25 protein-coding genes are annotated in these 26,548 nt (G+C 70.2%); 11 read left to right on the forward strand and 14 right to left on the reverse strand.

Annotated features, from left to right (window positions below):
• Positions 1-62 precede the first annotated feature (62 nt).
• Positions 63-452, reverse strand: coding sequence for a hypothetical protein (locus ACFY12_RS15180; protein WP_390716221.1), 390 nt, complete (start codon positions 450-452; stop codon positions 63-65).
• An 810-nt stretch (positions 453-1,262) separates the two neighbouring features.
• Between ACFY12_RS15180 and ACFY12_RS15185 the strand changes: the two genes are divergently transcribed.
• On the forward strand, positions 1,263-2,165 hold the full coding sequence (locus ACFY12_RS15185; protein WP_390716222.1) for an alpha/beta hydrolase: 903 nt from the start codon (positions 1,263-1,265) through the stop codon (positions 2,163-2,165).
• 195 nt (positions 2,166-2,360) lie between these two features.
• Here ACFY12_RS15185 and ACFY12_RS15190 read toward each other — a convergent pair whose 3' ends face one another.
• The 8 genes from ACFY12_RS15190 to fabG all read right to left on the reverse strand — a co-directional run bounded on the left by ACFY12_RS15190 (position 2,361) and on the right by fabG (position 10,297).
• Positions 2,361-2,969 carry an NADPH-dependent FMN reductase gene (locus ACFY12_RS15190; protein WP_390716223.1) on the reverse strand — a complete coding sequence of 203 codons (609 nt, stop codon included), beginning with the start codon at positions 2,967-2,969 and terminating at the stop codon, positions 2,361-2,363.
• A gap of 57 nt (positions 2,970-3,026) precedes the next feature.
• On the reverse strand, positions 3,027-4,019 hold the full coding sequence (locus ACFY12_RS15195) for a zinc-binding alcohol dehydrogenase family protein (protein WP_390716224.1): 993 nt from the start codon (positions 4,017-4,019) through the stop codon (positions 3,027-3,029).
• A gap of 45 nt (positions 4,020-4,064) precedes the next feature.
• Positions 4,065-5,807 (reverse strand): 3-hydroxyacyl-CoA dehydrogenase NAD-binding domain-containing protein, encoded by a 1,743-nt coding sequence (locus ACFY12_RS15200; protein WP_390716225.1) that lies wholly within the window; start codon positions 5,805-5,807, stop codon positions 4,065-4,067.
• Positions 5,808-5,930: 123 nt separating this feature from the next.
• The gene (locus tag ACFY12_RS15205; RefSeq protein ID WP_390716226.1) at positions 5,931-6,572 is read right to left on the reverse strand and encodes a hypothetical protein; all 642 of its coding nucleotides are present in this window, start codon (positions 6,570-6,572) and stop codon (positions 5,931-5,933) included.
• 164 nt (positions 6,573-6,736) lie between these two features.
• Positions 6,737-7,396 (reverse strand): DsbA family oxidoreductase, encoded by a 660-nt coding sequence (locus tag ACFY12_RS15210; protein ID WP_390716227.1) that lies wholly within the window; start codon positions 7,394-7,396, stop codon positions 6,737-6,739.
• A 16-nt stretch (positions 7,397-7,412) separates the two neighbouring features.
• A complete protein-coding gene (locus ACFY12_RS15215; protein WP_390716228.1) occupies positions 7,413-8,321 on the reverse strand; it encodes an NADP-dependent oxidoreductase in 909 nt (302 codons plus the stop codon).
• 165 nt (positions 8,322-8,486) lie between these two features.
• A complete protein-coding gene (locus ACFY12_RS15220; protein ID WP_390716229.1) occupies positions 8,487-9,494 on the reverse strand; it encodes a 3-hydroxyacyl-CoA dehydrogenase NAD-binding domain-containing protein in 1,008 nt (335 codons plus the stop codon).
• Positions 9,495-9,511: 17 nt separating this feature from the next.
• Entirely contained in the window at positions 9,512-10,297 is a 786-nt protein-coding gene (gene fabG / locus ACFY12_RS15225; protein WP_390716230.1) for a 3-oxoacyl-ACP reductase FabG, read from the reverse strand.
• Positions 10,298-10,482: 185 nt separating this feature from the next.
• Between fabG and ACFY12_RS15230 the strand changes: the two genes are divergently transcribed.
• The 10 genes from ACFY12_RS15230 to ACFY12_RS15275 all read left to right on the forward strand — a co-directional run bounded on the left by ACFY12_RS15230 (position 10,483) and on the right by ACFY12_RS15275 (position 20,215).
• Positions 10,483-10,971 carry a flavin reductase family protein gene (locus ACFY12_RS15230; RefSeq protein WP_390716231.1) on the forward strand — a complete coding sequence of 163 codons (489 nt, stop codon included), beginning with the start codon at positions 10,483-10,485 and terminating at the stop codon, positions 10,969-10,971.
• Between the two features lie 178 nt (positions 10,972-11,149).
• Positions 11,150-12,418 (forward strand): beta-ketoacyl-[acyl-carrier-protein] synthase family protein, encoded by a 1,269-nt coding sequence (locus ACFY12_RS15235; RefSeq protein ID WP_390716232.1) that lies wholly within the window; start codon positions 11,150-11,152, stop codon positions 12,416-12,418.
• Entirely contained in the window at positions 12,415-13,641 is a 1,227-nt protein-coding gene (locus tag ACFY12_RS15240; RefSeq protein WP_390716233.1) for a ketosynthase chain-length factor, read from the forward strand. Before ACFY12_RS15235 ends, ACFY12_RS15240 begins: the two co-directional genes overlap by 4 nt.
• Positions 13,642-13,758: 117 nt before the next feature.
• Positions 13,759-14,025 carry an acyl carrier protein gene (locus ACFY12_RS15245; protein ID WP_390716234.1) on the forward strand — a complete coding sequence of 89 codons (267 nt, stop codon included), beginning with the start codon at positions 13,759-13,761 and terminating at the stop codon, positions 14,023-14,025.
• 99 nt (positions 14,026-14,124) lie between these two features.
• Positions 14,125-15,093 carry an aromatase/cyclase gene (locus tag ACFY12_RS15250; RefSeq protein ID WP_390716235.1) on the forward strand — a complete coding sequence of 323 codons (969 nt, stop codon included), beginning with the start codon at positions 14,125-14,127 and terminating at the stop codon, positions 15,091-15,093.
• Positions 15,094-15,133: 40 nt separating this feature from the next.
• Complete coding sequence (locus ACFY12_RS15255; protein ID WP_390716236.1) at positions 15,134-15,562, forward strand: nuclear transport factor 2 family protein; 429 nt, start codon at positions 15,134-15,136, stop codon at positions 15,560-15,562.
• The gene (locus ACFY12_RS15260) at positions 15,546-17,339 is read left to right on the forward strand and encodes an acyl-CoA dehydrogenase (protein WP_390716237.1); all 1,794 of its coding nucleotides are present in this window, start codon (positions 15,546-15,548) and stop codon (positions 17,337-17,339) included. Before ACFY12_RS15255 ends, ACFY12_RS15260 begins: the two co-directional genes overlap by 17 nt.
• The gene (locus ACFY12_RS15265) at positions 17,336-18,304 is read left to right on the forward strand and encodes a 4'-phosphopantetheinyl transferase family protein (RefSeq protein WP_390716238.1); all 969 of its coding nucleotides are present in this window, start codon (positions 17,336-17,338) and stop codon (positions 18,302-18,304) included. The genes ACFY12_RS15260 and ACFY12_RS15265 overlap by 4 nt, the downstream gene beginning before the upstream one ends.
• Complete coding sequence (locus ACFY12_RS15270; protein WP_390716239.1) at positions 18,301-19,212, forward strand: MBL fold metallo-hydrolase; 912 nt, start codon at positions 18,301-18,303, stop codon at positions 19,210-19,212. Before ACFY12_RS15265 ends, ACFY12_RS15270 begins: the two co-directional genes overlap by 4 nt.
• Before the next feature lie 166 nt (positions 19,213-19,378).
• Entirely contained in the window at positions 19,379-20,215 is an 837-nt protein-coding gene (locus ACFY12_RS15275) for a BTAD domain-containing putative transcriptional regulator (RefSeq protein ID WP_390716240.1), read from the forward strand.
• Between the two features lie 111 nt (positions 20,216-20,326).
• On the opposite strand, the gene ACFY12_RS15280 is transcribed toward ACFY12_RS15275, so the two are convergent.
• The 5 genes from ACFY12_RS15280 to ACFY12_RS15300 form a co-directional block, all read right to left on the reverse strand.
• The gene (locus tag ACFY12_RS15280; RefSeq protein WP_390716241.1) at positions 20,327-21,469 is read right to left on the reverse strand and encodes an acyl-CoA dehydrogenase family protein; all 1,143 of its coding nucleotides are present in this window, start codon (positions 21,467-21,469) and stop codon (positions 20,327-20,329) included.
• A 43-nt stretch (positions 21,470-21,512) separates the two neighbouring features.
• A complete protein-coding gene (gene rfbH / locus ACFY12_RS15285) occupies positions 21,513-22,811 on the reverse strand; it encodes a lipopolysaccharide biosynthesis protein RfbH (RefSeq protein ID WP_390716242.1) in 1,299 nt (432 codons plus the stop codon).
• Between the two features lie 10 nt (positions 22,812-22,821).
• Positions 22,822-23,862, reverse strand: a complete 1,041-nt coding sequence (locus tag ACFY12_RS15290) for a Gfo/Idh/MocA family protein (protein ID WP_390716243.1) — start codon at positions 23,860-23,862, stop codon at positions 22,822-22,824.
• The gene (locus ACFY12_RS15295) at positions 23,859-25,169 is read right to left on the reverse strand and encodes an NDP-hexose 2,3-dehydratase family protein (protein WP_390716244.1); all 1,311 of its coding nucleotides are present in this window, start codon (positions 25,167-25,169) and stop codon (positions 23,859-23,861) included. Before ACFY12_RS15295 ends, ACFY12_RS15290 begins: the two co-directional genes overlap by 4 nt.
• Before the next feature lie 101 nt (positions 25,170-25,270).
• Positions 25,271-26,536, reverse strand: a complete 1,266-nt coding sequence (locus tag ACFY12_RS15300; RefSeq protein WP_390716245.1) for a DUF6365 family protein — start codon at positions 26,534-26,536, stop codon at positions 25,271-25,273.
• Positions 26,537-26,548: the final 12 nt, after the last annotated feature.

The raw sequence follows: 26,548 nt of genomic DNA on the forward strand, positions 1-26,548 counted from the left end.
CAGACATGGCCCCACGATGCCAGATGTTCCCGTGCGGCGACGAGGCGGCGCCGGCTACTTCGTCACCTCGGCGGATTGCCGGCCGGCGTGACGAGCCCACCGTGCGACACCTCCTGGAGGATGGCCTGTCCCAAGGCATGTATCACCGCCGCACCGTGCGACGCCGGGCTTCCTGCACTTCTCTGGTCAGTGGTGCCGTTCTCCAGGATGTGCAGGAACGCGCACTCCAGCAGCAACACCGAGGCACCGGTGGCCTGGCGGGCGGAGAGTGGGGTGACGCCCGGCGGCGGAGGCCCGCTCGCCGTCGCCGCCGGATCGGCAGACCGGCTTCGGTCGACACGCGCCAGAACACGCTGGGCGAAGCAGGTCATCGCGGAACGTTCGGCGGGGCCGTCACCGGCATCCGTATGCTGCCGCGACGCCCCTTCGAAACGGCCGAGGATGGCTGCCACATCGCCGGCCCGCAACGGGTCCGCGGGATGGTCGGGAGCCGCTGCAGGGCGGACGGCGGAGCGGACTCCGCGTTCTCCACGGTGGGTGCGGTCAACGCCCCCTGCCGAGCGGCGTAGTCCGTCTTGCAGGGCTTCGGTGAACCCCGCCCCGATGGCGACCTCCAGCACCGCCAGGGACGGCTTTCCCACGCATGTAGCCGAGTTGAACAATGTGTCCCTCCCCTGCCACGCGAGTGTCACCCGGTGACTCCGAGAACAGACGGTGCGGCGAATGGTGTCGCTTTTCCCGCACCGCAAGCAGCTGATCGCGCCGCAATAGCTGAAAAATAGCAAGCGGAGCAAATTGCTTGTCAATGAATATGTGACACAGGTCCCAGATTTTAACCACGTCTGAATGCTGATGGTGCTGATTCCGGGAGGACTTGACGGAGAAGCAGCAGAATTCCGTCAGGGACAGGAGCTGAGACCGATAGGCCGGCGAGGGACCAGGGCTGCATTCTTCCGTGCTGAACTGTGGGATGCGGCGAGGACTTCGAGAGGAGGTCCTCCCCATGTCCCGGAGAGGATTCCGTGTGCGGTTCCGTTGGCGATTGACATAGTTGGCCGCTGGCGTTTGACATGCCTGAGCATCGGTTCATAGCTTCTGGTCGCGATTGAAGTCGATCACGGTTTGTATCGGCACGACCGAAGGGACGTCTCGATGCAGCACCACCCCACGGTGCTGCTCAAGCGCAATGCGCCCCAGCAGCACGGTGCAGCAGAAAGAGGGGGCCGACGACTCCCCGCCATTTCTCCGGAGTTGTTCCTGCCATGACGCAACCACCCCATGACGGCACCCCCCGCGTCCGGGACGTGGTGCTCGACGCCGACGGCCTCCCCTTGTCCGGCTTGCTCGCCGAACCCCGCCACGCGCTGCCCCGGGCCGTGGTCGTGGCCCTCCACGGAGGCGGCATGCGCGCGGGCTACTTCCACGGACAGGCCCACCCGAGCCTGTCACTGCTCACCCTCGGGGCCCAGCTCGGATATACCGTGCTCGCCCTCGACCGCCCCGGCTACGGAGCGTCGGAGCACCGCCTGCCCAAGGGCATGGTGCTCACCGACCAGTCCCAGCGCCTGCACACCGCACTGACGTGCTTCGCCGCGCAGCACCCCATCGGTGCGGGCTTCTTCCTGCTCGCCCACTCCTACGGCGGCAAGCTCGCGCTGACCATGGCCGCGGACGAGTACGGCAGCGGTCTGATCGGCCTGGACGTTTCCGGACTGGGACACCGTTACGCCGTGGACGTCGAGGAGTTCGCCGGCTTCGACGCACGCCGCAGCCGGCACCTGCACTGGGGGCCGTTGCGGCTGTACCCGCCCGGAACCTTCCGGCTCGCTGCGCCACTGGTGACCCCCATGCCCGAACGGGAGGTACACGAAGCGCCACGTTGGCCTGCGGTCTTCCCCGGTGTCGCCGCGCGCGCACGCGTGCCGATGCGCTTCACCTTCGCCGAGTACGAGCGGTGGTGGCGCCACGACGACGCGACTGTCTCGGCGATGAGACGGCTGCTGGCCGCGCCGATGACCGTGGTGGACCGCCTTCCGCACGCCGGGCACAACGTCAGCCTGGGGTGGGCGGCACGCTCCTACCACCTCCGCGCTCTGGGATTCCTGGAGGAGTGCCTTCTCGCGCACGAGTGGAGGCAGAAGAGCTTGTCGCCTGGGGCTGCGTGACCTGCGGGCTCCACGCCCTTGCCGTGGCCCTTGCCCCCTACGCCCCTGCTGAGCCCGTCGCCCGTTCCGGCCGGTCACTCATGTCCGGCCGGAACGGGCCCTCATCACCCGCTCGGCCGGGCTCGGGCGGCGCCTCGCCGCCCGAGCCCGGCTACCTCACCGGCACTCGCCGGCTCGGAGGAGTGCTGCGGAACGTCAGGCGGTGTACGGCGACTTCGCCCGGGCGGCACGCATCGCGTCGGCCCACCACAGCATCTGGTCGAGCAGCTGCTTCGCGGCGCCGTTGACGGCCTCCGCGTCACGCGGCTGTCCCTCTTCGTCGAACGCCTCGTAGACGGACGGGAGGATGACGCCGTCTCGCAGAGTAACGGTGTGCAGTTCAGCGAAGACCGTGCGGAGCTGCTCGACGGCGCGGACGCCACCGGTAGCGCCTCCGGAGTAGCTGATGAAGCCGACCGGCTTGGCGTGGAACTCCGTGTACACGGAGTCGATGGCCTGCTTGAGGGAGGCCGGGTAGCCGCGGTTGTACTCGGGCGTGATCACTGCGAACACGTCGGCCCGGTCGACGCGTTGCGCGAAGTCGCGGACCGCCTGCGACGGGTGGACACCGTTCTCGTCCGGGCTCTCCAGGATGTGAGGCAGGTCGGCGTCGGCAAGGTCGATCACGTCGACGTCGAAATCGGCGCGCTCACGGGCTCGTGCGGTGAACCAGTCGGAGACGACCGGCGCGATGCGGTCCTTGCGGGTGCTGCCGACTATGACAGCCAGGCGGACGGAGTTCTGGGAGCTCGTGTTCGGTGACAAGACGGGTTCCAATCGCTGTGCGTATGTGGTCGGGGACAGGGCTGAGGGGACTCAGGCTTAGCCACCCGGAAGGAGCACGATGCGGCCGATGTGAGTCCGCGATTCGATCTCCGCGTGGGCACGGCTCACCTCCTCAAGTGGGTAAGTGGCGTGAATGGCGTGCCGGATGGTGCCGTCCAAGAGCCCTGCGGCAAGTTCCTCGTGGTGAGCGAGGTACTCCTTCGGGCGGGCGGTGCGCCAAGTGGACAGAGCGAAGCCGGTGATGAACTTCATTCTGATGAGTTCCATGGGGGAGATCCGGGGGATCTGCAAGCCACCCTCGGCCGAGCCGTAGAAGACGAGCCGGCCGAAGGACGCCAGCAGGTCTACGCCCTGCCGAAGCACGTCACCGCCGACGCTGTCGAGGATGATGTCGACACCGGTGCCGCCGGTGGCCTCGCGGACCTCGTCCACCCAGGTGTCGCGGCTGTAGTCGACGACGACGTCGGCACCGAGGGCGCGGGCGAAGTGGAGCTTCTCAGGCGAGCTCGCGGTGGCGATAACCGGGCCGGCACCGTGCGCCTTGGCCCACTGGACGCTCAGGTGGCCGATGCCCCCGGACGCGGCGTGCACCAGGACGCTCTCGCCGGGGCGCAGGCCGGCCGTGCCGAGAGTGCCGGTGGCGATGGGACCGGACGAGGGGAGGGCGGTGGCCTGGGCGGCGTCCAGGCCCTCCGGTATGGAGAGCACCGTCGCCACGTCCACGACCACGTAGTCCGCGTACGCCCCGTGGAGGGTGTACGCGCCGACCCGGTCGCCCTCGCGGAAGCCGGTTACTCCGGGGCCCACGCCCGCGATGCGGCCGATGACGTCACCGCCGAGCACGACGGGGAACTCGGGCTGCCACATGGGCGCTGGGAAGATGTTGCGCCGCATCTGCGTCTGCGCGAATCCCACGCTGATCGCCTCGGCAGCGATCAGTACCTGTCCCGGGCCTGGCCGCGGTACGGGGGCTTCCTCGACCCGCATGACCTCCGGACCCCCGAACTCGCGGATACGGATCACACGCATCTGATATTCCTCCAGTGCTCTCAAAGCTCGGACTGCTCGGGGAGTTCAGCGGGTGAGGGGCTCGGCCCGGCTCGTGCTCTGCTTCAGTTCGAAGAACGCCGGGTCCCCGGCCAGCGTCCGGAAGGCCTCCCAGAGCCGCACCGCCCGTTCGCCGCGCGGTATCGCGCTCAGAACGGGGCCGAACTGGCCAGGGCCGCCGTCGATCGAGAGGGTCGGTACGCCGATCAGCTCCCGGTCGAGGCTGCCGGAGGGCACACGGGCGTGGGAGGCGCGCAGTTCGTCGTCCCAGCCGGCGTCGTCCATCGCATCGATCAGTTCCGCCGGGAGCCCGGTCCCGGCGAGGGCTGCCTCGATGCCGGGGCGCATCTTGCTGAGCCCCTCGGTCATGGCAGCGCGGAACCCCTCGGCAGGGGCGGCGTGGACGGGCTCGAAGATGCCACCCGGTGCGTGGAAGCGCTCGCCCATCGCCGTGTAGAGCGGGCCGGTGACGGCGTCGCCATGGGCCGCGCGGGCGGCGGCCAGCACCCGGCTGGGGCCCCAGTAGAGGTCGAACATCGTGCGCCGTGCCTCGGGCATGTCCGTGCCGTGGTTGAGCAGGGCAAGGCTCATCACGTGCCAGCGGACGGTCACCGGCGCGCGCTCGGAGACTTCGCGTATCCACCGGGAGGTGATCCAGGCGAAGGGGCACAGCGGGTCGAACCAGAAGTCGACGGTGGACTCGCCGGCCGGGCGAACCTCCTGGGCGGCGGGGCTCTGCATGATCTCGTCTCTCCTGTCTGTTGTCTCGGGGGCCCGGCTGTTCCCGGTCCCCAGGGCTGCGGTGTGTGCCAGCGCGTCGAGCACGGCGTTCTGCTTGTCGTCACGGGCCCGCGACAGGGCGGCGTAGTCGGTGCCGAAGGTGTGGTCGGCCTCGGCACCGAGCGCCTCGACGGCGTCCTCGGTCAGGCGCGGGGTGGCGGGGGCCTGCCAACTGCGCTCCAGGGCGGGCGCGACACCGCCGAGCCAGCGGCGTAGTCCGCCGTCGCCACCCCCGAGGTGGAATGCCTCGAACGGTCCGACTGCGGCCCAGCGCAGGCCGATCGAGTGCGTGACGACGGTGTCGAGCTCGGCCATCGTCACGACCCCCTCCTGCACCAGGTGGATGCTCTCCCTCAGCAGCGCCGACTGCAGCCGATTGGCGACGAAGCGCGGTACGGGCTTGCGAACGACGACGGGCACCTTGCCCACGGACCGGTAGAAGCCGGCGGCCGCCTCGACCAGGGCACGAGGCGTGTGCTGACCGCCGACGACCTCGACCAGAGGGACGAGGTGCGGCGGGTTGAAGGGGTGCCCGACGACGACGCGGCCGGGCTCGGCCATCAGCGCCCCCATGGCGTCGGGCAGCAGCTTGGAGGTGGAAGACAGCAGTAGGGCCTGTGGGGGAGCGGCGCGCTCGGCCGCATGGAAGAGCTCCTGTTTGAGGGCGAGGTCGTCCGGGATGTTCTCCTGGACCACATCCGCGCACTCGACGGCGCGGGCCGTGTCGGGCTCGAACGTCACGTGCTCCATGAGTGCGTCCACGTCAGCGGGCCCGCCCGGCAGAGTGGGAGCGAAGAGCTTCAGGCCCTCGCGGACCGCGAGCTCGGCGTCAGGACGCCGGCTGCCGACCCGGACCCTGAGGCCCTGGTCCAGGAAAAGGGCGATCCAGCCCAGGCCGATCGTGCCGGTGCCGATGACGGCCGCGGTGGGCCGGCCGGAGGCGGAGGGAACCCACGGGGCTCTCTCCGGATGCTGTGCTGCGCTGCTCATCGTGCCCGTTCTGGTGCGGCGGGGCCCGTCGTGGCGAATGCCCCCCGTGGACGTGGTCGGTGCTCGGGCACGGCCGCGGGAAGGTGCTCCGGCGGCCGTGCCCGAGGACGGTCACTTGATCGGTCAGGAACCGACCTGGGTGGTCGAGAACGCCACCGGCTTGGCCGGGTCGGCGTAGCACTGGAACGGGTCCCAGGTGTTCAGCTGGGTCTGCAGCCGGGTCCAGCCGAAGGACGTGTCCTCGAAGCTGGTGCCGCCGGCGCCGGTGGTGAGAGTGGCACCGTTCGTGCTCGGGGCCTTCAGGGTGACCTCCAGGTTCGGGAAGTCGAACTCGACACCGCCCGCCCACTCGCCGTCGGACTTGACCTTGAAGGTGTCGCCGTCGCGCTCGACCCACTGGCGGGCGGAGCCCAGGTTGCTGCCACCGACAAGCCGGTAACCCACGACCTCGGCGTTGGCCGGGGTGCGGTACGCAAAGCTCACGTTGTTGAGGAGCTTGTTGAAGTCCGCCACGGCATTGATCGGGGCCGAGTCGAAGGTGACCTTGAAGGTCTGGCCCGGGGTGACCTTGGCCGGGGCCGTGGTGGTGAAGTCACGCGAGTACGGGACCGGAATCCAGTTGCCGTCCACGCGGGTCCGGCAGATGTAGTCGAGCGTCTTCGTCGCGGTGTCGGCGCTCGCCGGCCCGGCCGAGCACATGACCCCCGTCAGAGCCAGCCCGAGCGAGGCAGCAAGTCCACCCGTCAGCTTCCACCTGTGCTGCACTGTGTTTCCTTTCTCAGTCTGCGCGGAGGGCTTCCAGCGCCGGGAAAAGAGTCGCCGTCGCGGCTGGAGGCCCGATGGAGAGCGGGTCGAATTCCAGCCGCGACGGCGGGGTTTCGGCCTGGGGGGAACCGGCGTGTACCCGCGCACTCGTCCGCGCCCGCGTCCTACCCGGTGGTCGCCGTGGTCTGCCGGTTCTGCGCGCGGTCCCAGGAACGCCGGATGAAGGTCAGGAGCTTCTCGGGGTCCTGTACACCGGAGACCGGCGGGCGTCCGTCGATCACGAGCGAGGGGACGCTCGTCACGTTGAACTCGCGTGCGCGGCTCTCGTCGGCGCGCACGGCGTCCCCGTACCGGTCGCCCTCCAGGACCGTGCGGACCTCGTCTTCGTCCAGCCCGGCCGCGCCGGCCAGCCGGACCAGCACCGTGCGGTCGGCGATATTGCGGGCCTCCGTGTGGTACGCGTGGAAGAGCCGCTCCATGACCTCCTCCAGCCGGCCGCGCTCGGCCGCGAAGTGGGTCAGCCGGTGCGCGTCGAACGTCCCGACCGGGCGGGACTTGTGCAGGTTGATCTCCAGCCCCTCCTCCCGCCCCAGGGACGTGATCATCTCTATCCGGCCCGGCAACGCGGCCGGGTCCGTCCACTCGGCCATGGCCTCGGCGGCCGTGGGGCCCGGCTCACTGCCCTGGCCCGGAGCCAGCTCAAAGCTGCGCCAGACGATCTCCAGCTCGTCGCGGTGCTCGAAGCCGTCCAGGGCTGCGGCGAGCCGGCGCTGGCCTATGTAGCACCAGGGGCACAGCACATCGGAGTAGATCTCGATCTTCATGGGGGAGTCTCCTCGGTCAGACGGTGACGGCGATCTTTCCGCGTGCATGGCCGGTCTCCATCTCGCGGTGCGCATCGGCGGCCCGCTCCAGCGGGTAGGTCTTGGAGACCTCGACGCGCAGCCTGCCCTCCGCATACAGGGCGGTGAGCTCGGCGAGGCGTTCCTTGGCGCGCTGGCTGAAGACGGCGCGGACCCCGAGCTCCTCGACGCGGCCGAAGTCGACGAGGGTGGCGATGCGGTTCTTGTCCTTCACCAACTCGACGGACACATCGAGGGCGTGACCGCCGATGCCGTCCAGAGCCGCGGTGACGCCACCGGGGGCGAGTGCACGGACCCGGTCGGCCAGGCCCTCCCCGTAGGTGACGGGGGTGGCGCCGAGGGACTTCAGGTACTCGTGGTTCCGCTCACTGGCGGTGCCGATGGCCGTAGCGCCCCAGATCGCAGCCAGCTGGACGGCGATCGTGCCGACGCCGCCCGCCGCCGCGTGCACCAGCAGAGTGTCCCCCTCTCCGACCTCCAGCGCCTTGAGCGCGGTGTGGGCGGTCTGCGCCGAGGCGGAGAACGCGCCGGCGACCTCCCACGGCATGGCGGCCGGCTTGGGCACGACCTGCTCGGTGGAGACAACCAGGAACTCGGCGTAGCAGGAGAGGAGCGCCCAGCCCAGGACCTCGTCGCCCACGGCGAACTCGGTGACGCCTTCGCCGACCGCGTCGACGATGCCTGCGAAGTCGTTGCCCAGGACCTGCGGGAAGGAGATCGTCATCCCCGGCGGGGTCCAGCCGCTGCGGACGGCGGTGTCGTACGCCTGGACACCGGCGGCCTTGACCCTGACACGGATCTCACCGGCACCGGGAACCGGGGTCCCGATTTCCTCGACCTTGAGGGTTTCGGGGCCGCCGAACTCCTGGATGACTGCTGCCTTCATTGTCCGTCCCTTGCGTTGTGATGGGCTGCTGCCGACTACTGTTCAACCTCAACTGTGGTTGAGGTCAACGGCGGTTCCGGGAAATTCCCGCTGTTTCGAGTGGATTTCGAGTGCGCTTCGAGTGGGCCTCAAGGGGGTTTCGATCAGTCCTCGACCGAGCGGAACTCAAGCCTCTGCCTTCGGGCCGCTCACCGCTCCGATGACCCTGGTCTGCTTCGCGTCACGCTCGGCCGCCAACTCCTCATACGCGCGGTTGCCGAACGCCTCCTCGGCCTGGGAGAGGATCGTGGCGACGGTCTCCTCGTCGACCGGCGGATTACCGAGCCCCTCCCAGCTCTTCTCCAGACCAGCCCCGAGATGCTCGAACCAGTGGCGTAGGCCGCCCGGGCCACCGCCGAGGTGGAAGGCCCGGAAGGGACCGACCGCCGCCCAGCGGCCGCCGATGGAGGAGATGACGATCTCGTCGAGCTCGGCGACGGAGACGACGCCTTCGCGCACGAGGTGGATGCTCTCGCGGAGCAGTGCGGACTGGAGCCGGTTGGCGACGAAGCCGGGCACCGCCCGGCGCAGCACCACCGGGGTCTTGCCGAGGCCGCGGTAGAAGGCCATGGCCTCCTCGACCACCCGCGGGCCGGTTCGCCTGCCCGTGACGATCTCGACCAGCGGCACGATATGCGGCGGATTGAACGGATGGGCGACGAGCAGTCGGCCGGGATCGGTCATGCGCGCGCCGAGGTCGTCGGGGAGGAGGGTGGACGTCGACGACAGCAGGAGGGCGTGGCTGGGTGCGGCGGCACCAATGGTGGCGAAGAGCTCCTGCTTCAGGGCGAGGTTCTCGGGGGCGTTCTCCTGAACGACGTCCGCGCCCTCGACGGCGCGGGCGACGTCGGGTTCGAACTCCAGCCGGGCGAAGAGCGCTTCCGGGTCGGCGGGGCCGCCGGGCAGGGACCCGGCGTACAGCTCGAACGCCCTCCTGACGTGGGCCTCTGCGTCCGCGCGGCGGCTGTTGACCCGGACCGTGAGGCCGGCGGAGGCGAAGAGCGCGGTCCAGCCGAGCCCGATGGTGCCCGCGCCGATCACGGCGGCCGTTCGGACGCCCGGCCCCCTGGGCTTGTTGTGCGCCTCCGCTGCCGCGCTCTGTGCCGCCCGCGCGGCCGCTGCCACCGTTGCCATCCGCGTACTCCTGTCGTTCAGTAGTTGCCGAGGCCGCCGCAGACGTTGAACGCCTGCGCAGTAACGGACTGGGCGCCGTCGCTGACCAGGTAGTCGACCATGGCCGCGACCTCCTCGACATCCACGTACCGACCGATCGGCACCCGCGTGGTGACCTTCTCAGCCGCCTCCTCCAGGGAGATGCCGTACATCTCCGCGTAGTGGCCGCGCACCCGCTCGGCCATGGGTGTCTCGACGAAGCCCGGGCAGACGGCGTTGACGGTGATGCCGGTCTTCGCGAGGTCCAGGCCGAGGGCCTTGGTGAAGCCGACCACACCATGCTTGGAGGCGGAGTACGGGGCGGCGGTAACCGCGCCCTGCTTGCCTGCCGTGGAGGCGATGTTGATGACGCGACCCCAGCCGTTGGTGAGCAGGCCGCCGGTGCTGAGCACCTCGCGCGTCATGAGGAAGACGCTGTTGAGGTTGGTGTCGATGACGTCGTACCAGAGCTCGTCGGTCATCTCGGCGACGGCACCACCGCCGTTGCGGCCGGCGTTGTTGACGAGGATGTCGACGGTGCCGAAGCGGTCGATGGCGGAGGCCACGAAGCGTTTGACGTCCTCGCGGTCGGTGACGTCACAGGTGGTTCCGTCGGCCTCGAGGCCTTGGTCCTTGAGGGACTTGACCGTCTGAGCGAGCCGATCGGCGTCCCGGCCGCACAGGTAGACCCGGGCGCCGTTGCGGGCGAGATGCGTGGCAATCGCCAGGCCGATACCGCTGGTTGCGCCGGTTACCAGTGCGACCTTGGGGTGCTGCGTGCCCATCGTTCCTCCATGACTCCGTGACGTGATGACGCGCTGTGCGCACAATGGCGTGGTCGTGCGAAGGGTGCCGCCGCTTCCTCGACCGGCGGTGGAGGAAGGGTCGAGCACCCCGTTCAGGCGTCTCGTCCCCTGGAGTTCCGCCGTACCTCGACGCCGGCTCAAGCGGGGGTGCGCAGAGTGCGAGCATGCTCGCAGAGACGATCACCGCCGATCTCTTCCGGACAACACTGGCCCGGTGGGCGAGCGGTGTCACGGTCGTGACCACCGTGGATGCCGAGGGCCGTGATCACGGCTTCACTGCCAGCTCCTTCACGGCCGTCTCCCTCCAACCGCCGCTGGTCCTCGTCTGCCTGGACCTACGGGCGAACTGCCTCGACGCGTTCGGCGGGGCGGATGGATTCGCCGTGCATGTGCTCGGTCGCGAGCAGCAGGAGCTGGCCGCGCTCTTCGCACTCAAAGGCGCGGAGAAGTTCCCCCGGCCGGGCACACTCCGGTCACGGCGCGGGGTCCCCCTGCTCCCGGGTGCGCTGGCCCGGCTGGAGTGCCGCACCGAGCGGCGTGTACCGGCCGGCGACCATCTGGTGCTGTTCGGCGAGGTGGAGCGCGCCGAGGCCAGGCAGGGTGAGCCCCTCCTCTACTACCGGAAGGGCTTCCGCCGCCTCGCGGACGCCTGACGCCGGACCGCCGCCCCTTCCTCGCGGCTCAGGCGTACAGCGGCGCCACTCGGCCCTTTCACTCGTCTTCGAGCGCTGTTCGAGCCCTGAGCTGCACCGTTCTTCCTGCCAATGGCGCCGTCCCGCAGGCAACGGCGGACGTCGCAGGGTGTAGCCGAAAGGAACGTGACTCGACGCGATGACCCGACGAGTAGTGATCACCGGCATCGGGGTCCGGGCCCCGGGCGGGTCCGACACCAAGGAGTTCTGGGACCTGCTCACCGCCGGCCGCACGGCCACCCGAAGGATCTCGTTCTTCGACGCGGCTGCCTTCCGGTCCCAGGTGGCAGCCGAGGCCGACTTCTTCCCCGAGGCCGAGGGGTTCTCCCCCCGGGAGATCCGGCGGATGGACCGGGCTACCCAGTTCGCCGTCGCCTGCACCCGCGATGCCGTGGCGGACAGCGGCCTGGAGTTCGTCGGCATAGCTCCCCACCGCATCGGGGTGAGCCTGGGCAGCGCCGTAGCCTCCGCCACCAGCCTGGAGAACGAGTACCTCGTCATGGCTGACAAGGGCCGGGAGTGGGTCGTCGACCCGGACTACCTGTCGCCGCACATGTTCGACTACCTCAGCCCGGGGGTCATGCCCGCCGAGGTCGCCTGGGCCGCCGGCGCGGAGGGTCCCGTAACGATGCTCTCCGACGGCTGCACATCCGGCCTCGATGCCGTGGGATACGCCGTCCAGCTGATCCGCGAGGGCTCTGCCGACGTCATGCTCGCCGGTGCGTCGGACACCCCGATCTCCCCGATCGTCATGGCCTGCTTCGACGCGATCAAGGCCACCACCACACGTAACGACGATCCCGAGCACGCCTCCCGGCCGTTCGACGCCACCCGCAACGGCTTCGTACTCGCCGAGGGCAGCGCCATGTTCGTTCTTGAGGAGTACGAGGCGGCCCGCACCCGCGGCGCCCAGATCTACGCCGAGGTCACCGGCTATGCGACCCGGTGCAATGCGTACCACATGACCGGTCTCAAGAAGGACGGCCGGGAGATGGCCGAGGCCATCCGCGCGGCACTCGACGAGTCCCGGATCGACCCCGCCGTCGTGGACTACGTCAATGCGCATGGCTCCGGTACCAAGCAGAACGACCGTCACGAGACCGCCGCGTTCAAGGTGGCTCTCGGACAGCACGCGTACGACGTTCCGGTCAGCTCCATCAAGTCGATGGTCGGCCACTCCCTGGGCGCCATCGGCTCCATCGAGATCGCCGCCTGCGCCCTGGCCATCCGGCACAACGTCGTCCCGCCGACGGCCAACTTGCACACCCCCGACCCCGAGTGCGACCTGGACTACGTCCCGCTGACCGCGCGTGAGCAGCGCGTGAACACCGCCCTCACCGTGGGCAGCGGTTTCGGTGGATTCCAGAGCGCGATGATCCTCCGTGCCCCGGAAGGAGCTCAAGCATGACCGGTACTGCCGACAGGACCGTGATCACCGGCATCGGCGTCACCGCCCCCAACGGTCTCGGCACCGAGGCGTTCTGGAAGGCAGTGCTCGCCGGCCACACCGGCATCGGCCCCGTCACCCGGTTCGACCCCTCCCGCTACGCCTCCTCCCTGGCCGGCCAGATCGACGACTTCGACCCGGCTGAGCACCTCAACAGCCGGCTGCTGCCCCAGACCGACCTGTCCACCCGGCTCGCGCTCGTCGCCGCCGACTGGGCGCTCGCGGACGCCGGTGTCTCCGCCGACACCCTTCCCGACTACGACATGGGCACGGTCACTTCCAACGCTCTCGGTGGATTCGACTTCACCCACCGGGAGTTCGACAAGCTGTGGAGCAAGGGTCCCGAATTCGTCAGCGTCTACGAGTCCTTCGCGTGGTTCTACGCGGTGAACACGGGACAGATCTCCATCCGCCACAAGCTCCGCGGCCCCAGCGCCGCTCTCGTCGGCGAGCAGGCCGGTGGCCTCGACGCGCTGGGCCACGCCCGGCGCACCGTCCGCCGCGGCACCCCGCTGGTTGTCGCCGGCGGCGTTGACTCCGCTCTCGACCCGTGGGGCTATGTCTCCCAGCTGGCCGGCGGCCGCGTCACCACTGCCACCGACCCGCGCCGGGCCTACCTGCCCTTCAGCGCCGACGCCTCCGGCTACGTGCCCGGTGAGGGCGGCGCGATCCTCGTTCTGGAGGGGGAGCAGAGCGCTCGCGACCGCGGTGTGCAACAGATCTACGGCGAACTCGCCGGTCATGCCGCGACCTTCGACCCCGCACCGGGCACCGGTCGGCCCCCGGCTCTGCGCCGGGCCGCCGAACTCGCCCTGGCCGACGCCGATGTGGCCCCTGGCGATATCGACGTGGTGTTCGCCGACGGCGCGGGCGTGCCCGAGCTCGACGCCGCCGAGGCCGCTGCCCTCAGCGGCCTGTTCGGTGCCGGCGCGGTGCCCGTCACCGCGCCGAAGGCCCTCACCGGGCGGCTGTACTCGGGCGGCGGACCTCTCGATGTCGCCGCCGCCCTGCTGTCCTTCCGCGACGGTGTCATCCCCCCGACTCCCTCCGGTTCTCCGGTGCCGGAGGGCTACGGCATCGACCTGGTCACCGGCGCGCCACGCGACCAGCGGGTACGGACCGCCCTTGTGCTCGCACGCGGGCGGCACGGGTTCAACGCGGCCGTGGTCGTCCGCGCCGTGTGACGCCCGACGGCGGACTCCCCGGACCCGCCGGCGTCCGCCGCCCGCCGCCATGACGCCCGTCACGGCGGCGGGGAGAAACCCTTCCATCGGAACCGCTACGTCTCTGGAGTACTTCACATGCCTCTCATGACCGTTGACGACGTCCGCCGCATCCTCGTCGAGTGCGCCGGCGCCGACGACAGCATCGACATCAGCGGCGACATCGCCGATGTCCCCTTCGAGGAGCTCGGCTACGACTCGCTCGCCCTCATGGAGTCCGCCGCTCAGATCAGCCAGGAGTTCGGCGTCGCTGTCCCGGACGACGAACTGGTCGAAGCCGCGACGCCGAAGTCGCTCATCGACCTCGTCAACGGCTTCCTCACCGCCGGAGCCACCGCCGCCTGACCCGACAGGCACCCAACGCTGGTCAGGCACACCGAATGTGGGGCCGGGCACGGGATCACCGCGCCCGGCCCCGGCCCATACGCCCTGAGGAGAGGAACCATGACGGAACCGCGTCGGCGCCACACCGAGCACACCCTGGAGAGCTCCGCGCCCCCTGAGGTGCTCTACGGCCTGGTCGAGGATGTCACGACCTGGCCCGCGATCTTCGGGCCGAGCGTCCACGTCCGGCACCTGGAACGCGGCGACCGCGAGGAACGCTTCGAGATCTGGGCCGCCGTCAACGGGAAGGTCAGCAGCTGGACCTCCCGCCGCACGCTCGACCGCGACGCGCTGCGTATCACCTTCCGGCAGGAACGCAGCCAGGCCCCTATCGCCTCCATGGGGGGTGAGTGGATCTTCGAGGAGCTGCCGGACGGCGGCACCCGCATCGTCCTGCGGCACGACTTCACGGCCGTTGGCGATGCGCCGGAGACCGTGGCGGCCGTCAACGCGGCCCTCGACCGCAACAGCGCGGCGGAGCTCGCCGCCCTCGCTCGCCTCGCCGAGTACGGCGGTACCGCCTCTGACGTGGTGTTCTCCTTCACCGACACCGTCGAGTTGCCCGGATCCGCCGCCGACGCGTTCGCCTTCGTCGACCGTGCGGACCAGTGGGCAGAGCGCCTCCCGCATGTCAAGCGAGTGTTGCTCACGGAGGATGTGCCCGGCGTCCAGACCCTGGAGATGGACACCGTCACCGCCGATGGTTCCGCCCACACCACGCGCTCCACACGCATTTGCCGGAGCCCCGAGTGGATCGCCTACAAGCAGCACGCCATGCCGAAGCTGCTGCTCGGCCACAGCGGCCTGTGGGAGTTCTCCGAGCAGCCTGACGGCACGGCCGTGGCCACCGCACGCCACACCGTTGCGCTGAACCCCGAGGCGGTCACCGAGGTCCTGGGCGCGGACGCCACGCTCGCCGACGCTCGCGCGTACCTCCGCGAGGCTCTCGGTCGCAACAGCCTCGCCACGATGTCGCACGCCGCCACATACTCCGAGGAACGCCGCTCCGCGAGCCCGAAGGCCGACTGACCCCCCTCCCTCGTCCCACACCCCTTGCCGGAGAGGCACCATGACAGCCACCCAGTCCCTGACGGAACTTCACGCCCGGGTCCAGCACTTCTACGCCCACCAGATGCACCACCTCGACGCCCGCCGCTTCGAGGAATACGCGGCGACGTTCACCGAGGACGGTGTCTTCCAGCACTCGCCGGGCGCCGAGCCCGCCGTCGGCCCGGCCGCCATCGTCGAGGAACTCGTGAACTTCCACAAGAAGTTCGACGGCGATCCGGTGCGACGCCGCCACTGGTTCAACCAGATCGCCCTGGAGCCGAAGGAGGACGGCACCGTCACGTCCACCGTCTACGCGCTCGTGGTGACCGTCCGCCCCGGCGGGAAGCCCGAGATCAACCCCAGCTGCACCGTGCACGACACCCTGGTGGTGAACGGGGACGAGCTGCGGCTCAAGTCCCGCCTGATCACGCATGACCAGGTCTTCTGAGATATCCGAGGTCCCGCCGGCCCCTTCTCCGGTCCCCCGCACCGCCGACCGTGTGGCGGCGCTGGAGCGTCATCTCGGCGACCCCCGCGACCCCGGCAATCCGCTGGGGTACGCGGCCGTGCTGGCCGCCGACCGGCGCGGCGAGCTGCCCCTGGGCGGCGAGCGCCTCCTCGACGCCTTCGGCCTGCATGAGGAGATCGTCCCGCTGGCCCTGGGCGGCCGGCTGACCGGCCTGGACACGGCCGCCCAGCTCCTGCGCGCGGTGTTCCGGCGGGACTTCGCCCTCGGCCGCGGCCACGGCTCGGCTTCTCTCATCTCCGCGCTCTTCGTCTGGTGCGACGGCACCCCGGAGCAGCGGGCCCGCGCCGCACGGCTGGTGCTGAGCGGAGGCCGGCTCGCGGTCGCCTTCCAGAACATGTCGTACGGCACCGCGTTCGCGGACGGCGACCTCACTCTCACCCGCCCGCCGCACGAGGGTGGCCGGCTCCACGGCCGCAGCCCGCTCATGGCCAACGCGCCGCGGGCCGCGGGGTTCGTCGTTCTCGCCCGCCATGCGGACGCCGACGGCACGCACTCGGCGCTGCTCCTGGAACGCGCCGCCCTCTCCCCCGGCGCAATCCGGCTGCTCTCTCCGTACGAGGCCACCGCGGTGCGCCGACTGCCGGCGGGGCAGCTGGAGTTCGCGGACTGGCCCGTGCCCGACGGCAGCGTGCTCGGCGCGGCGGGCGACGGCACCGCGGTGGCACTGCGAGCCCTGCAAGTCAGCAGGCCCCTGGTGCCGTCCATGGCCGTGGGATGCGCCGACACCGCGTTGCGGGCGGTGATCACGGCGATCCAGGCCCGATCGCCGGGCGTGCGCACGCTGACCTCCCGGTACGCGCGGCGCGCCATCACCTCCGCGTTCGCCGACACCCTGGTCTGCGACTGCCTCCTGCTGGCGAGCATCCGGTCGCTGCATCTCCTGCCGGAGGAGTCCAGCGTGTGGACGGCTGCAGCCATGTACCTGGTGCCGCGTCTGCTGCGGCAGAGCACCGGTGACCTCGCGCCGGTCCTGGGCCCGGGCGCCCTACAGGAAGAGGGCGCCTTCGGAACATTCCGCAAACACCTGCGCGACCTGTCGGAGCTCCCGCCCGGTCCGGTCGGCGCCGCGGCCGCACTCGCCACCCTCGCTCCACAACTGCCCTTCCTGGCCCGGACGTCGTGGACCGCTTCCCCACCACCCCCAGGGCTGTTCTCCGCCTCCGCGTCCCTGCCCCCGCTCGATCCCGGTCGCCTGGACCTGGCGGCCGGCGGGGACACCTTGATGGCGGTGCTCCCACACGCCGAGGAGGCGCTCGGCTCCCTGCCGGCCGGCGATCCGGACGCGGAGGTGCTCCGTGCTCAGGTGCGGTCCCTGGTGGCGGAGCTTCGCTCCTTCGGCGAGAGCTGCCGTGCCCTGCCTGCACGCGACCTGACCGCACTAGCCACTCCGCACAGCTACGCGCTCGTCGAGCGCTACACCCTGCTCGCGGCGGCCGCTGCGGCCCTGGGCGTCTGGCTCTTCGGCGACGGCACCGGGTTCTGGTCGGATCGCGCATGGCTGATCTCCTGTCTCGGCAGGATTCAGCTCCGGCTCGGCCTGCCGGAGCCGACCATCGGCGAACGACTCGGCGAGGCCCTGCTCGCGGAGGTGGTGGAGCGCTGTGTCCAAGGGCGCAGCCTCGACCTGTACGACGTCGTCCTGGGGGCCCCGCACGCACTGATGGGTGACGGAAGGGACGACGGGAAAACAGCATGAACACTCCCGACCCACGGGGCCTGGCCGGCTCGGCACCGATCCGGACGACGAGCCCTGAAGGCCCCTGGACCAGGGTGGACACTGCCATGGGCGACCGCGGCTTCGCCCTCGTGTACGGCCTGATGGAGGACTGGGGCGACCACGGTCTGCCCGAGGACCGGCTGGTCCGGGTCCTCGGGCCGGAGGCCGGCCGCTACCTGGGCATCCGGCGGGCGGAGACGCGCCGCCGGTTCGCCGCGTCCCGGCTCCTCCTCAAGCATGCCGCGGGCGCGGTCCTCGATGCCGACCCCACCGACCTGGAACTCACCAGAAGTCCCAACGGGCGGCTCTACCTGCGCGGCTGTGACCAGCTGGAGGTCAGCCTCAGCCACACCGGGACGTTCCTGGCAGTAGGCCTCAGCCACGTCGGCCCGATCGGTGTCGACGCCGAGCCTTCCTCCCGGCCTGTTGAGAGCACGGGCCTCGCGGAGGTGTCCTTCACTGCCTATGAGCGCGCCGCGCTCGGCTGGCTGCCGGAACGGGACCGCACTGCGGCCGTGATCCGGTTGTGGACCCTCAAGGAGGCCTACAGCAAGGCACTCGGCCTGGGCCTGCGGCTGCCCTTCTCTTCCTTCGGCGTCACCATCCCGGCCGTCTCCGGCGCCACGTCCCGCCTCCTCCGCGCAGACGGCGCCCCGGCGGACGGCGTTGACTGGCACCTGGAGTCCCACACCATGGACGCGGGCTACACGGTCAGCGCCGCGGTGGCCCCGGCGGTGTTCGACGCGACGCAGCGGCCGACGGCAAGGGTGGCCCTGGACGCGAGCCTGGCAGCGGCGGTCCTCGAAGCGCAGGGTGCCCACACGCCGCGTCCGTCCGAGGAGAGAGACCAGGAAAGCCTCCGTCGTCCCCTCGACCGTCACTCGATGGGCAGCCGGCACAGTGAACGGGTTTCCCCTCCCCGAGACACCAGGAGGAACCCGTGACGGCCCTCGACACCCCCCACCTCCGCGAGGTGGCAGAGAACGTCCACGCCTACGTCCAGCCCGACGGCGGCTGGTGCCTGAACAACGCCGGGCTCATCCTGGGCGGCTCGCGTGCCGCCCTCGTCGACACCGCCGCCACCGAGCAGCGCGCCGGTGCCCTCAAAGAGGCGGTCTCCTCGGTCACCCGGCGGCCACCGCAGTTCGTCGTCAACACGCACTCCCATGGTGACCACACCTTCGGCAACTACCTGTTCGCCGACGACGCGTTGATCGTCTCCCATGAGCGCACCCGCACCGAGATGGCCGAGGTGGGCCTGCACCTCACGGGTTTGTGGCCGGCCGTGCACTGGGGCGACGTGCGGGTCGAGCTGCCCGCGCTCACGTTCCGGGAGCGGCTCACTCTGCACCTCGGTGACACCACGGCCGAGGTGCGGCATCTGGGCGTCGGACATACGACCAACGACGCGGTCGTCTGGCTGCCGGAGCAGCGGGTGCTGTTCACGGGCGACCTTGTGATGTCGGGGACCACACCTTTCTGCCTGATGGGTTCGGTCGCGGGCTCCCTGGCCGTGACGGCGCAGCTGCGTGCGCTCGACGCCGAGACGGTGGTTCCGGGTCACGGCCCGGTCGGTGGACCGGAGTTGCTGGAGGCGACGGAGGGCTATCTGCTGCGGCTGCAGGAGATAGCGCGAGCGGGCCTGGCAGCTGGGCTCTCCCCCTTGGAGGCGGCGCGCGAGGCGGATATCGGGGAGTACGCGGAGCTGCTCGACGCGGAGCGCCTGGTGCCGAATCTGCACCGCGCTTACGCCGAGGAGAAGGGTGCGGTGCCCGGTCAACCGCTCGATGTGGGACTGCTGTTCTCCGAGATGGTGGAGTTCCACGGGGGGCTGCCCACGTGCCATGCCTGACCTCCGTCCACACGACGTCCCCCTGCGTCCTCACGAAAAGGAATTACCCCTCGTAACCTGACACACTCAGCGTCTGGGAATGGGGTTCTGTGCGGGAGAGTCCTAGGTTGTCAGCATCTTGATCAATGCGACACATAGAGCCTCACGCCCCGCATAGGAGTGTCCAGTGCGTTTCAATCTCATCGGCCCGTTTGAGATAGTTGCCGAGGACGGTCGATCACCACACCTGCCCAGCACCCCGAAGGTGTGCCAGACATTGGCCCTGCTCCTGACCCGGCCCAACGAGATCGTCACCTCGGAGTCGCTGATCCAGGAGCTGTGGGGTGACTCGCCGCCGCGCAGCGCGCTGACCACCTTGCAGACGTACGTCTACCACTCGCGGAAGATGTTCGTGGCCGAGCGGCTGGTGCCCCCGGACCGGGCCCTGCTGATCACCCAGCCGCCCGGCTATCTGATGCGTGTGGCGGACCATGAGGTCGACATCAAGATTTTCGAATGCCTCGTACAGCAGGCGAAGACGGAGCTGGAGAACGGCCGGCCGGAGGCCGCCCGCCGGCACCTGGAGGAGGCGCTGGCCCTCTGGCGGGGGCCCGCCCTGTCCAATATCCCGGCGGGCGACGTGCTCACCGGTCGCATCGTCCACCTGGAGGAGCTGCGCATCCGTGCCCTGGAGCTGCGGATCGAGGCGGAGCTGGAGTTGGGCCGCCAGCGCGAGTCCCTTCCGCTGCTGCGGGCACTGGTCAACGACTACCCGCTCAACGAGTGGTTCCACGGTCAGCTGATCTCGGCCCTGCACCACTCGGGGCGGCGCGCGGAGGCCCTTCAGGCATACCAGGACCTGCGCCGGATCCTCGACGAGGAACTGGGCCTGGAGCCGTCGCCGGAGCTCCAGCGTCTCCAGCTGGACGTCCTCAACCCGGAGCCAGGCCGTGTGCCCGCACCTCGGCGCTTGTCCGCCGGCCGGCGCCCGGCGGACGCCGGCCTGGTCCCCGCCGCGGTGTGAACCGCCGTTCCGCCTCGCGAGACACCCGCGGCCCGCACCCCTTGCGCGTGCGGGCCGCAGCGGCGTTCCGAACCGCCCTCCGGATCCGCCGGATTCGGTGATCGGAGGGGTTCAGGCGGAGGCATTCAGCAGCCGCGCGTACGCTCCCGCGGCCGCGGGGAACTGCAGACCGCTGTGGCCGGCGCCGCAGTTCACGTCCCGCCAGCGTCGCTGGAGTTCCTCGCCCTCCGCCTGGGCACGGGTGCCGGCGGAGCGCAGCAACCGGTCGGAGACCGTGGCGAGCATGTCCGCGGCGAGGGCGCAGTCCCGCCCGTGCCGGGCGATCCCGAGCGTGTCGACGGCGCCCGTGTCCGTGGTCCGGGCGACGCGTTCCAGCAGCAGCTGTGCGGCGTCCGTCTCGCCTTCCGCGCGGGCCAGCAGCTGTTCGAACGTGCCGTGGTCGGAGCCGCCGGAGATGGCGCCGACGGGGCCGGTGAGCTTGGCCGCGATGAGCTCGCGCCAGCGCCGGAGCGCACCGCGGGTGGCGCCCAACAGCGGGCCGGCGAGGGTGACACCGTTGGCGGCCTTCATCGGCACGTTGTGGCAGGGGGCGGCTGCGTCGGGGGCGAGACCCTTGAGCAGGACGTCGAGCGGGAGCGAGTACGCGTCCGGGACCAGGGCCTCATCGAGTTTCACCGTGTTGCTCCCGGTCCCGCGCAGTCCGATCACCTGCCATGTATCGCTGACTGCGTAGTCGCTGCGCGGGATGGCGAGGACGCGTACCCCGGTACCCTCCTCGCCGGGCACCCGTGCGGCGAGGAGCGTCCAGTCGGAGAAGTCGACGGCGCTGACATAGTTCCAGCTCCCGGTCACCCGCCAGCCGCCGGAGACACGCTGGGCGGTGCCCGAGGGGACGAGACCCGCAGCGACGATGGTCTGCGGGCCCTTGGCCCACACACCCTCGCGTCCTTCTCGGGGCAGATAGGCGGTCAGCCGCCCCGCGCTGGCGGTCACCGAGGCGAACCAGGCGGCCGACGCGCAGCCCTCGCCGAGCGCTGCCGAGGCGGCGAGCAGTTCCACGAAGGTGCCGGCCGCGCCGCCCAGGTCCGCGGGGGCGAAGTGGGCGGGGAACCCGGCGGCCACGATCGCGTCCACCACGGGCTGGGAGAGCCGGCGGTTCGCCTCCGCGGCGGCCGCGTGTGCGGCAGCGAGCGGGGCGGCCGCGGCCGCTGCATTCCGCATGGCCGGTGTTGCTGCGTCTGCGTCCCTGGTCATCGAGAGGGGCTCCTGTGAAGTGCTGGGGCGTTCGGGCGCGGGGTCACGCGTGCTTCGTGGCGAACTCGCGGATGGATTCGACGGCGTAGTCGACCATCTCCGGGCGCAGACCGGGGTAGACGCCGATCCAGAAGGTGTGCTCGGCCACGAGGTCGCTGTTGGCGAGCGAGCCGCTGATACGACGGGGCCGGTCGAGGTAGGCCGGGTGGCGGGTGAGATTGCCGGCGAAGAAGCGGCGGGTGCCGATCTTGCGGCTCTCCAGGAAGTCCACCAGTTCCTTACGGGTGTAGCCCGCCTCGGGCCGGACGGTGATGGCGAAGCCGAACCAACTGGGGTCGCTGCCGGGCGTGGCCTCCGGGAGGAGCAACCCCGCTACCCCGTCGAGGCCTTCCCGCAGCCGCTTCCAGTTGGCGCGGCGGGCCGCACCGAATGCATCGACCTTGCTGAGCTGACTGAGACCGAGGGCGGCCTGGAGGTCGGTCGCCTTCAGGTTGTAGCCCACGTGGGAGAAGATGTACTTGTGGTCGTAGCCGTGCGGCAGGTCACCGAGCTGGTAGTCGAAACGCTTGAAGCAGCGGTTGTCTTCGCCGGGCTCGCACCAGCAGTCGCGGCCCCAGTCCCGCATCGACTCGACGATGCGGGCGAGCACGAGATTGTCGGTGAGCACACAGCCCCCCTCGCCCATTGCCAGATGGTGAGCCGGGTAGAAGCTGACCGTGGCGATGTCACCGAAGGTGCCGGTTAGCTTGCCGTGGTAAAGGGAGCCGACGGCGTCGCAGTTGTCCTCGATCAGGAACAGATCATGTTCTTCCGCGAGTTGGGCGACCTCCTCGACGGCGAACGGGTTGCCCAGCGAGTGAGCGATCAGGATGGCGCGGGTCCGGGGGCCGATGGCTTCGGCGATCCGCTCCGGCGTCGTGTTGTAGGTGCCCAGCTCCACATCGACGAAGACGGGCACCAGACCGTTCTGGATGATCGGGTTGACCGTCGTCGGGAACCCGGCCGCAACGGTGATCACTTCGTCGCCGGGCTGCAGCCGACGGTCTTCCAGCTGGGGTGACGTGAACGCGGACAGCGCGAGCAGGTTGGCCGACGAACCCGAGTTGGTCAGGTGGGCCTTGCGCAGCCGGAAGAACTTCGCGAACTGCCGCTCGAAGCGCCGGGAGCTGACGCCGGCGGCGATGCGCATGTCCAGTGCGGCCTCCACGAGTGCTACCCGGTCGTCGGCATCGAACACGGCGCCGGCCGGCCAGACGCCGGTCTCTCCGGGCACAAACTCCTTCTCTTCCGAGCCGTGGTAGGCGCGGACCTGCTCCAGAATGTGGGCTTTGGCTTCGTTCATTCTTCGTCTCCTACGGCGTACTGAGCAGTTGAGTCGTCGGATCGCCCCGGTGCGGCGGCAGCGGAGCGCGCGCCGCCCGGCGGACGTCGGCGACGAGCTCCGCCTGGCGGGTGATCGCCGCACCGGCATCGGGGCCGGCACCGGACCCGATGCTCGTGACGAAGGCTCGTACGGCGGCAGTGACCTGGTCGAAGGGCTCCAACTCCAGCCGTTCGACGCCGCCCTGTCGCTCGATGGTGATCACCGGACGGTGATCGGCCGGGGGTGTGAAAGCGTGGTCAAGGCGGAGCCGGCCCGCGCTGCCGAGCACTTCGTAACGTGAGGTGTAGTAGTGATCCATGCCGAACGTCAGGTGGGCGGTTGCCCCGCCGGGCCCCCGTAGCAGCGCGCTGCCCGCGACGTCCACGCCCCGCTCCGGATCGGTGCGCAGGTCCGCGCCGAGCACGTCGAGGCCGGGGCCGAGCAGCAGCTGAGCCGCGCGGAGGGGGTAGACACCGACGTCGAGGAGGGCACCGCCCCCCAGGTCCGGGCGGTAGCGGATATCGCCCTCCGGCCGGGGTGGGATGGTGAACGTCGCGTTCAGAACCCGGGGTTCGCCGACCGCCCCGCCCGCCAGCAGGACCTGTACGCAGCGGTGCTGCGGGTGGTGGACAAACATGAAGTTCTCGGCGAGCACCAGGCCCCGGGAGCGGGCGAGCTCCACGAGCCGGGCCGTCTCCGTGGCATCCGGGGTGAGGGGCTTCTCCGCCAAGACGTGCTTCCCGGCCCGCAGCGCCCGCTCGGTCCACTCGGTGTGCAGGGCCGCCGGGAGCGGGACGTAGACGGCGTCGATGTCGGGACGCGCCAGCAATGCCGGGTAGTCGCGGACCGGTTCCGCACCGGTGTCCGCTGCGACGCGCGCGGCCTTGGCGGCGCTGCGGCTGGCCACGGCGGTGAGCGTGATCCCGGGGGTGCGGGCGACGGCGGGCAGGACCTTGCGCAGGGCAATGTCGGCGCAGCCGAGCAACCCGAGGCGGACGGCGGGCGCCGTGGCGCGGGCGGCGGCGCTCACCGGAGGAACCGCACACAGGTGAGGAGGTTGCGGGCCTCGACGTTGACGTGGTTCGAGTGACGTATCAGGACGCCGAGTTGATGGGGAGTCACCCAGAGGAAGTCCGGTCCGGCGTCCAGGGGGACATCCTCGTCGGCCTCCACCACGAGGTAGCGGTTCTCCGCGTGGTAGAAGCGGCCGCCCTCCTCGGAGTGGACGACGTCCAGCAACACTCGTGCAGGGGCGGCCGCCAGCACCTCGTCGAGGAAGCGAGGGCGGCTGCCGACCGGTAGCTCCTCGTAGTTGGCGGGGTTGGCCTGCACGGTCGGGCCCATTTCGAGGAGATCGAAGCTGCCTGCTTCCGTGCGGGTCCGCACGAGCAGGTGCCGGGTACCCCCGATCCGTCGGGTGAGGAATGCGATCACTCCCCGGCCGACCGGCGCCAACACGGGCTGCGACCAGCGTGCGACCTCCCGCCCCTCGGCCGCCACGTCCACGCCGGTGATCCGGAAGTAGCGGCCGCTCTCGTGGGCCACCTCACCGCCGCCCTCCGCCCAGCCCTTGACCTGGGACAGCGGGATCTGCCGGCGTTCAAGCCGGTGGGTGGCCTTCGCCTCGGTGAACCAGCTGAGCACTTCCGCACCGCTGTGCAGGGTGCGGCCCTCGGCCTGGGTGCCGCGACCCTGCACGGCCCAGCCGTCGGGGAGCCCGGACAGCACGGTGCGGGTATCCATGTTGATGAGGTTCTCGACGTTCAGCAGCTCCCCGATCTGGTCGAGGGTGAGCCAGCAGAAGCCGTCGCGGACCGGGACGTCCCCGTCCACCTCGATGATCATGTTGCGGTTGCGCTTGCCGAGGAACCACGAGCCCTGCTCCGACTGCAGCGTGTCGAAGAGGACACGCCCGGTACGCGGCGCGACAAAGTGCTCCAGGTAGGGGACGGCGCCACCTTGGTGTACCCGGGTGAAGTTGCTGCGCGTCGCCTGGACCGTTGGCGACATTTGCAGGAGGTTGACGTTCCCCGGCTCCATCTTCGCCTGGAGCAGGATGTGCGGGACGCCTGCGAACTCCTTGACCAGGAGGCCCAGAATCCCGTTCTCCGGCTGCACGATGATCGGCTGTGCCCAGGACGGGGTCTCCCGGTTGTCCGTTTCGACCTCGACGCCTTCGATGCTGAAGAACCGGCCGCTGCGGTGGCGGATGTTGCCGGTCTCCGGCTCGAACGACCAGCCGTCGAGCCGGTCCAGGCCGGTGGGCGTCACTCGGTGCCGCTGCACCCTGCGCTGTTCGGCGAACCACTGGTGGAATTCGCTTGTCTGCCGGAACACGGCATCCCTCCTCACTTCTCCGGTTTCAGCATCCGACGTCCGGTTAGAGCCCCACTCGATGCGCGGGATCGGAAACGCGGGCGCATCACCGCGTCCGGTGCTCAGAACGGGAGTCCGACGCGCCGTGCCGCCTCCGCGAAGACCTCGGTGGTGTCGGGAAGCCGGTCGATGGTGTCCCGGTAGGCCGCCCGTTCCTCTGCCAGCCGGCCCCGGACCAGTGGGTCGTGGAGCACACCCGTCAGGCCGTCGACGACCGCACGCTCGTCGAACAGCTCGCTCCGTACGGCGGTGCCTGCGAACGGGTTGTCCGCCATCAGTGGGCCGAGGATCTTGTTCCACTGCAGCGGCCACATGTGGAACGGCGGGACCGGGCCGGGGAAGTCCGCCAGCCATGACCGGACGGTCGACGAGAGACCCTCGGGAGCACCGGGCCGTTTCCCCCCGCTCGTCGCCTCACCGAAGTCGTGCGTGTTGATGAGGAACAGCCCCGGCACATCGGCCAGGACGGCCCGTTCGAGGGCGTAGGACGGCAGGAATGAGGACATCACGCCGTCGGAGGCACCGATGAGGTCGTGGTAGCGCTGTGCGGTGTACGACGACTCGACATGCAGACGCTCCGGCGGCAGATCCAGCCCGCCGAGATACGGGCCGACGACGAGGAAGTGCGTGTCGTCCGGTAGCTGCCGCAGACAGTGCCCGATCAGACGGGGCACCCGGACGGCGAGCTCCTGCGTGCGAGGCCCGGCCCGGGTCTGCATGGTCTTCTGCCACGGCAGCGTCGGGAACATCAGGAGCCGTTCCGCCTGTCCGAGCCCGAGCGACCGACGGACCTCGGCCCGCTCCGTGTCCGACAGCGGATGGACGGAAGTGGTGACGCGGTACGGAAGGCCCGGCCCGTCCGGGTGGGCCTCCGGGCGGCCCACCGGCACCGGATGCAGATGGGCCGGCATGTCCAGGATGTTCCCGTCGACGATGGTCGTCCGGCCGAGCACCTCCAGTTCACGGGTGGTGTTCGTCAGGTCGTGCAGATCGAGGGGGATGACCGGCACCCCGAAGTCCTGCACGTACCAGGGGTCGGTGTCATAGCTGACGAGGTGGGTCAGCCAGTGCGCCATGTAGTCGCTCAGGACGACGGCGTCCGGGCGGTACTCCCGGACGACCCGGCCGACCTCCTCACGTACCCGGCCGCCCATGGCCGGCCTGATCACGGTGTACGGGTGACCGGCTGCTTTGAGCTGGTCCTCGTTGTCCTCGTCGATCACGAAGTGGGCGACCACACCCGAGCCCCGGAGCTGCTCCACGAGGTCAAGGCCGATGGTCGTCTCATGGAGCGTCTTGGCGAGCGGGGACATGAACAAGAGGCGCATCTCTGGATCTCC

It is taken from the genome of Streptomyces sp. NPDC001339, from assembly GCF_042895955.1.
Taxonomy (GTDB): domain Bacteria; phylum Actinomycetota; class Actinomycetes; order Streptomycetales; family Streptomycetaceae; genus Streptomyces.

What these genes read in the sequence shown, in the direction of transcription:
- ACFY12_RS15245 (WP_390716234.1), top strand. Translation starts at nt 13,759, where the DNA reads ATGCCTCTCATGACCGTTGACGACGTCCGCCGCATCCTCGTCGAGTGC.
- ACFY12_RS15210 (WP_390716227.1), bottom strand. Translation starts at nt 7,396, where the DNA reads ATGAAGATCGAGATCTACTCCGATGTGCTGTGCCCCTGGTGCTACATA.
- ACFY12_RS15230 (WP_390716231.1), top strand. Translation starts at nt 10,483, where the DNA reads ATGCTCGCAGAGACGATCACCGCCGATCTCTTCCGGACAACACTGGCC.
- ACFY12_RS15255 (WP_390716236.1), top strand. Translation starts at nt 15,134, where the DNA reads ATGACAGCCACCCAGTCCCTGACGGAACTTCACGCCCGGGTCCAGCAC.
- fabG (WP_390716230.1), bottom strand. Translation starts at nt 10,297, where the DNA reads ATGGGCACGCAGCACCCCAAGGTCGCACTGGTAACCGGCGCAACCAGC.
- ACFY12_RS15235 (WP_390716232.1), top strand. Translation starts at nt 11,150, where the DNA reads ATGACCCGACGAGTAGTGATCACCGGCATCGGGGTCCGGGCCCCGGGC.
- ACFY12_RS15220 (WP_390716229.1), bottom strand. Translation starts at nt 9,494, where the DNA reads ATGGCAACGGTGGCAGCGGCCGCGCGGGCGGCACAGAGCGCGGCAGCG.
- ACFY12_RS15240 (WP_390716233.1), top strand. Translation starts at nt 12,415, where the DNA reads ATGACCGGTACTGCCGACAGGACCGTGATCACCGGCATCGGCGTCACC.
- ACFY12_RS15265 (WP_390716238.1), top strand. Translation starts at nt 17,336, where the DNA reads ATGAACACTCCCGACCCACGGGGCCTGGCCGGCTCGGCACCGATCCGG.
- ACFY12_RS15250 (WP_390716235.1), top strand. Translation starts at nt 14,125, where the DNA reads ATGACGGAACCGCGTCGGCGCCACACCGAGCACACCCTGGAGAGCTCC.
- ACFY12_RS15300 (WP_390716245.1), bottom strand. Translation starts at nt 26,536, where the DNA reads ATGCGCCTCTTGTTCATGTCCCCGCTCGCCAAGACGCTCCATGAGACG.
- ACFY12_RS15280 (WP_390716241.1), bottom strand. Translation starts at nt 21,469, where the DNA reads ATGACCAGGGACGCAGACGCAGCAACACCGGCCATGCGGAATGCAGCG.
- ACFY12_RS15215 (WP_390716228.1), bottom strand. Translation starts at nt 8,321, where the DNA reads ATGAAGGCAGCAGTCATCCAGGAGTTCGGCGGCCCCGAAACCCTCAAG.
- ACFY12_RS15200 (WP_390716225.1), bottom strand. Translation starts at nt 5,807, where the DNA reads ATGAGCAGCGCAGCACAGCATCCGGAGAGAGCCCCGTGGGTTCCCTCC.
- rfbH (WP_390716242.1), bottom strand. Translation starts at nt 22,811, where the DNA reads ATGAACGAAGCCAAAGCCCACATTCTGGAGCAGGTCCGCGCCTACCAC.
- ACFY12_RS15185 (WP_390716222.1), top strand. Translation starts at nt 1,263, where the DNA reads ATGACGCAACCACCCCATGACGGCACCCCCCGCGTCCGGGACGTGGTG.
- ACFY12_RS15260 (WP_390716237.1), top strand. Translation starts at nt 15,546, where the DNA reads ATGACCAGGTCTTCTGAGATATCCGAGGTCCCGCCGGCCCCTTCTCCG.
- ACFY12_RS15195 (WP_390716224.1), bottom strand. Translation starts at nt 4,019, where the DNA reads ATGCGTGTGATCCGTATCCGCGAGTTCGGGGGTCCGGAGGTCATGCGG.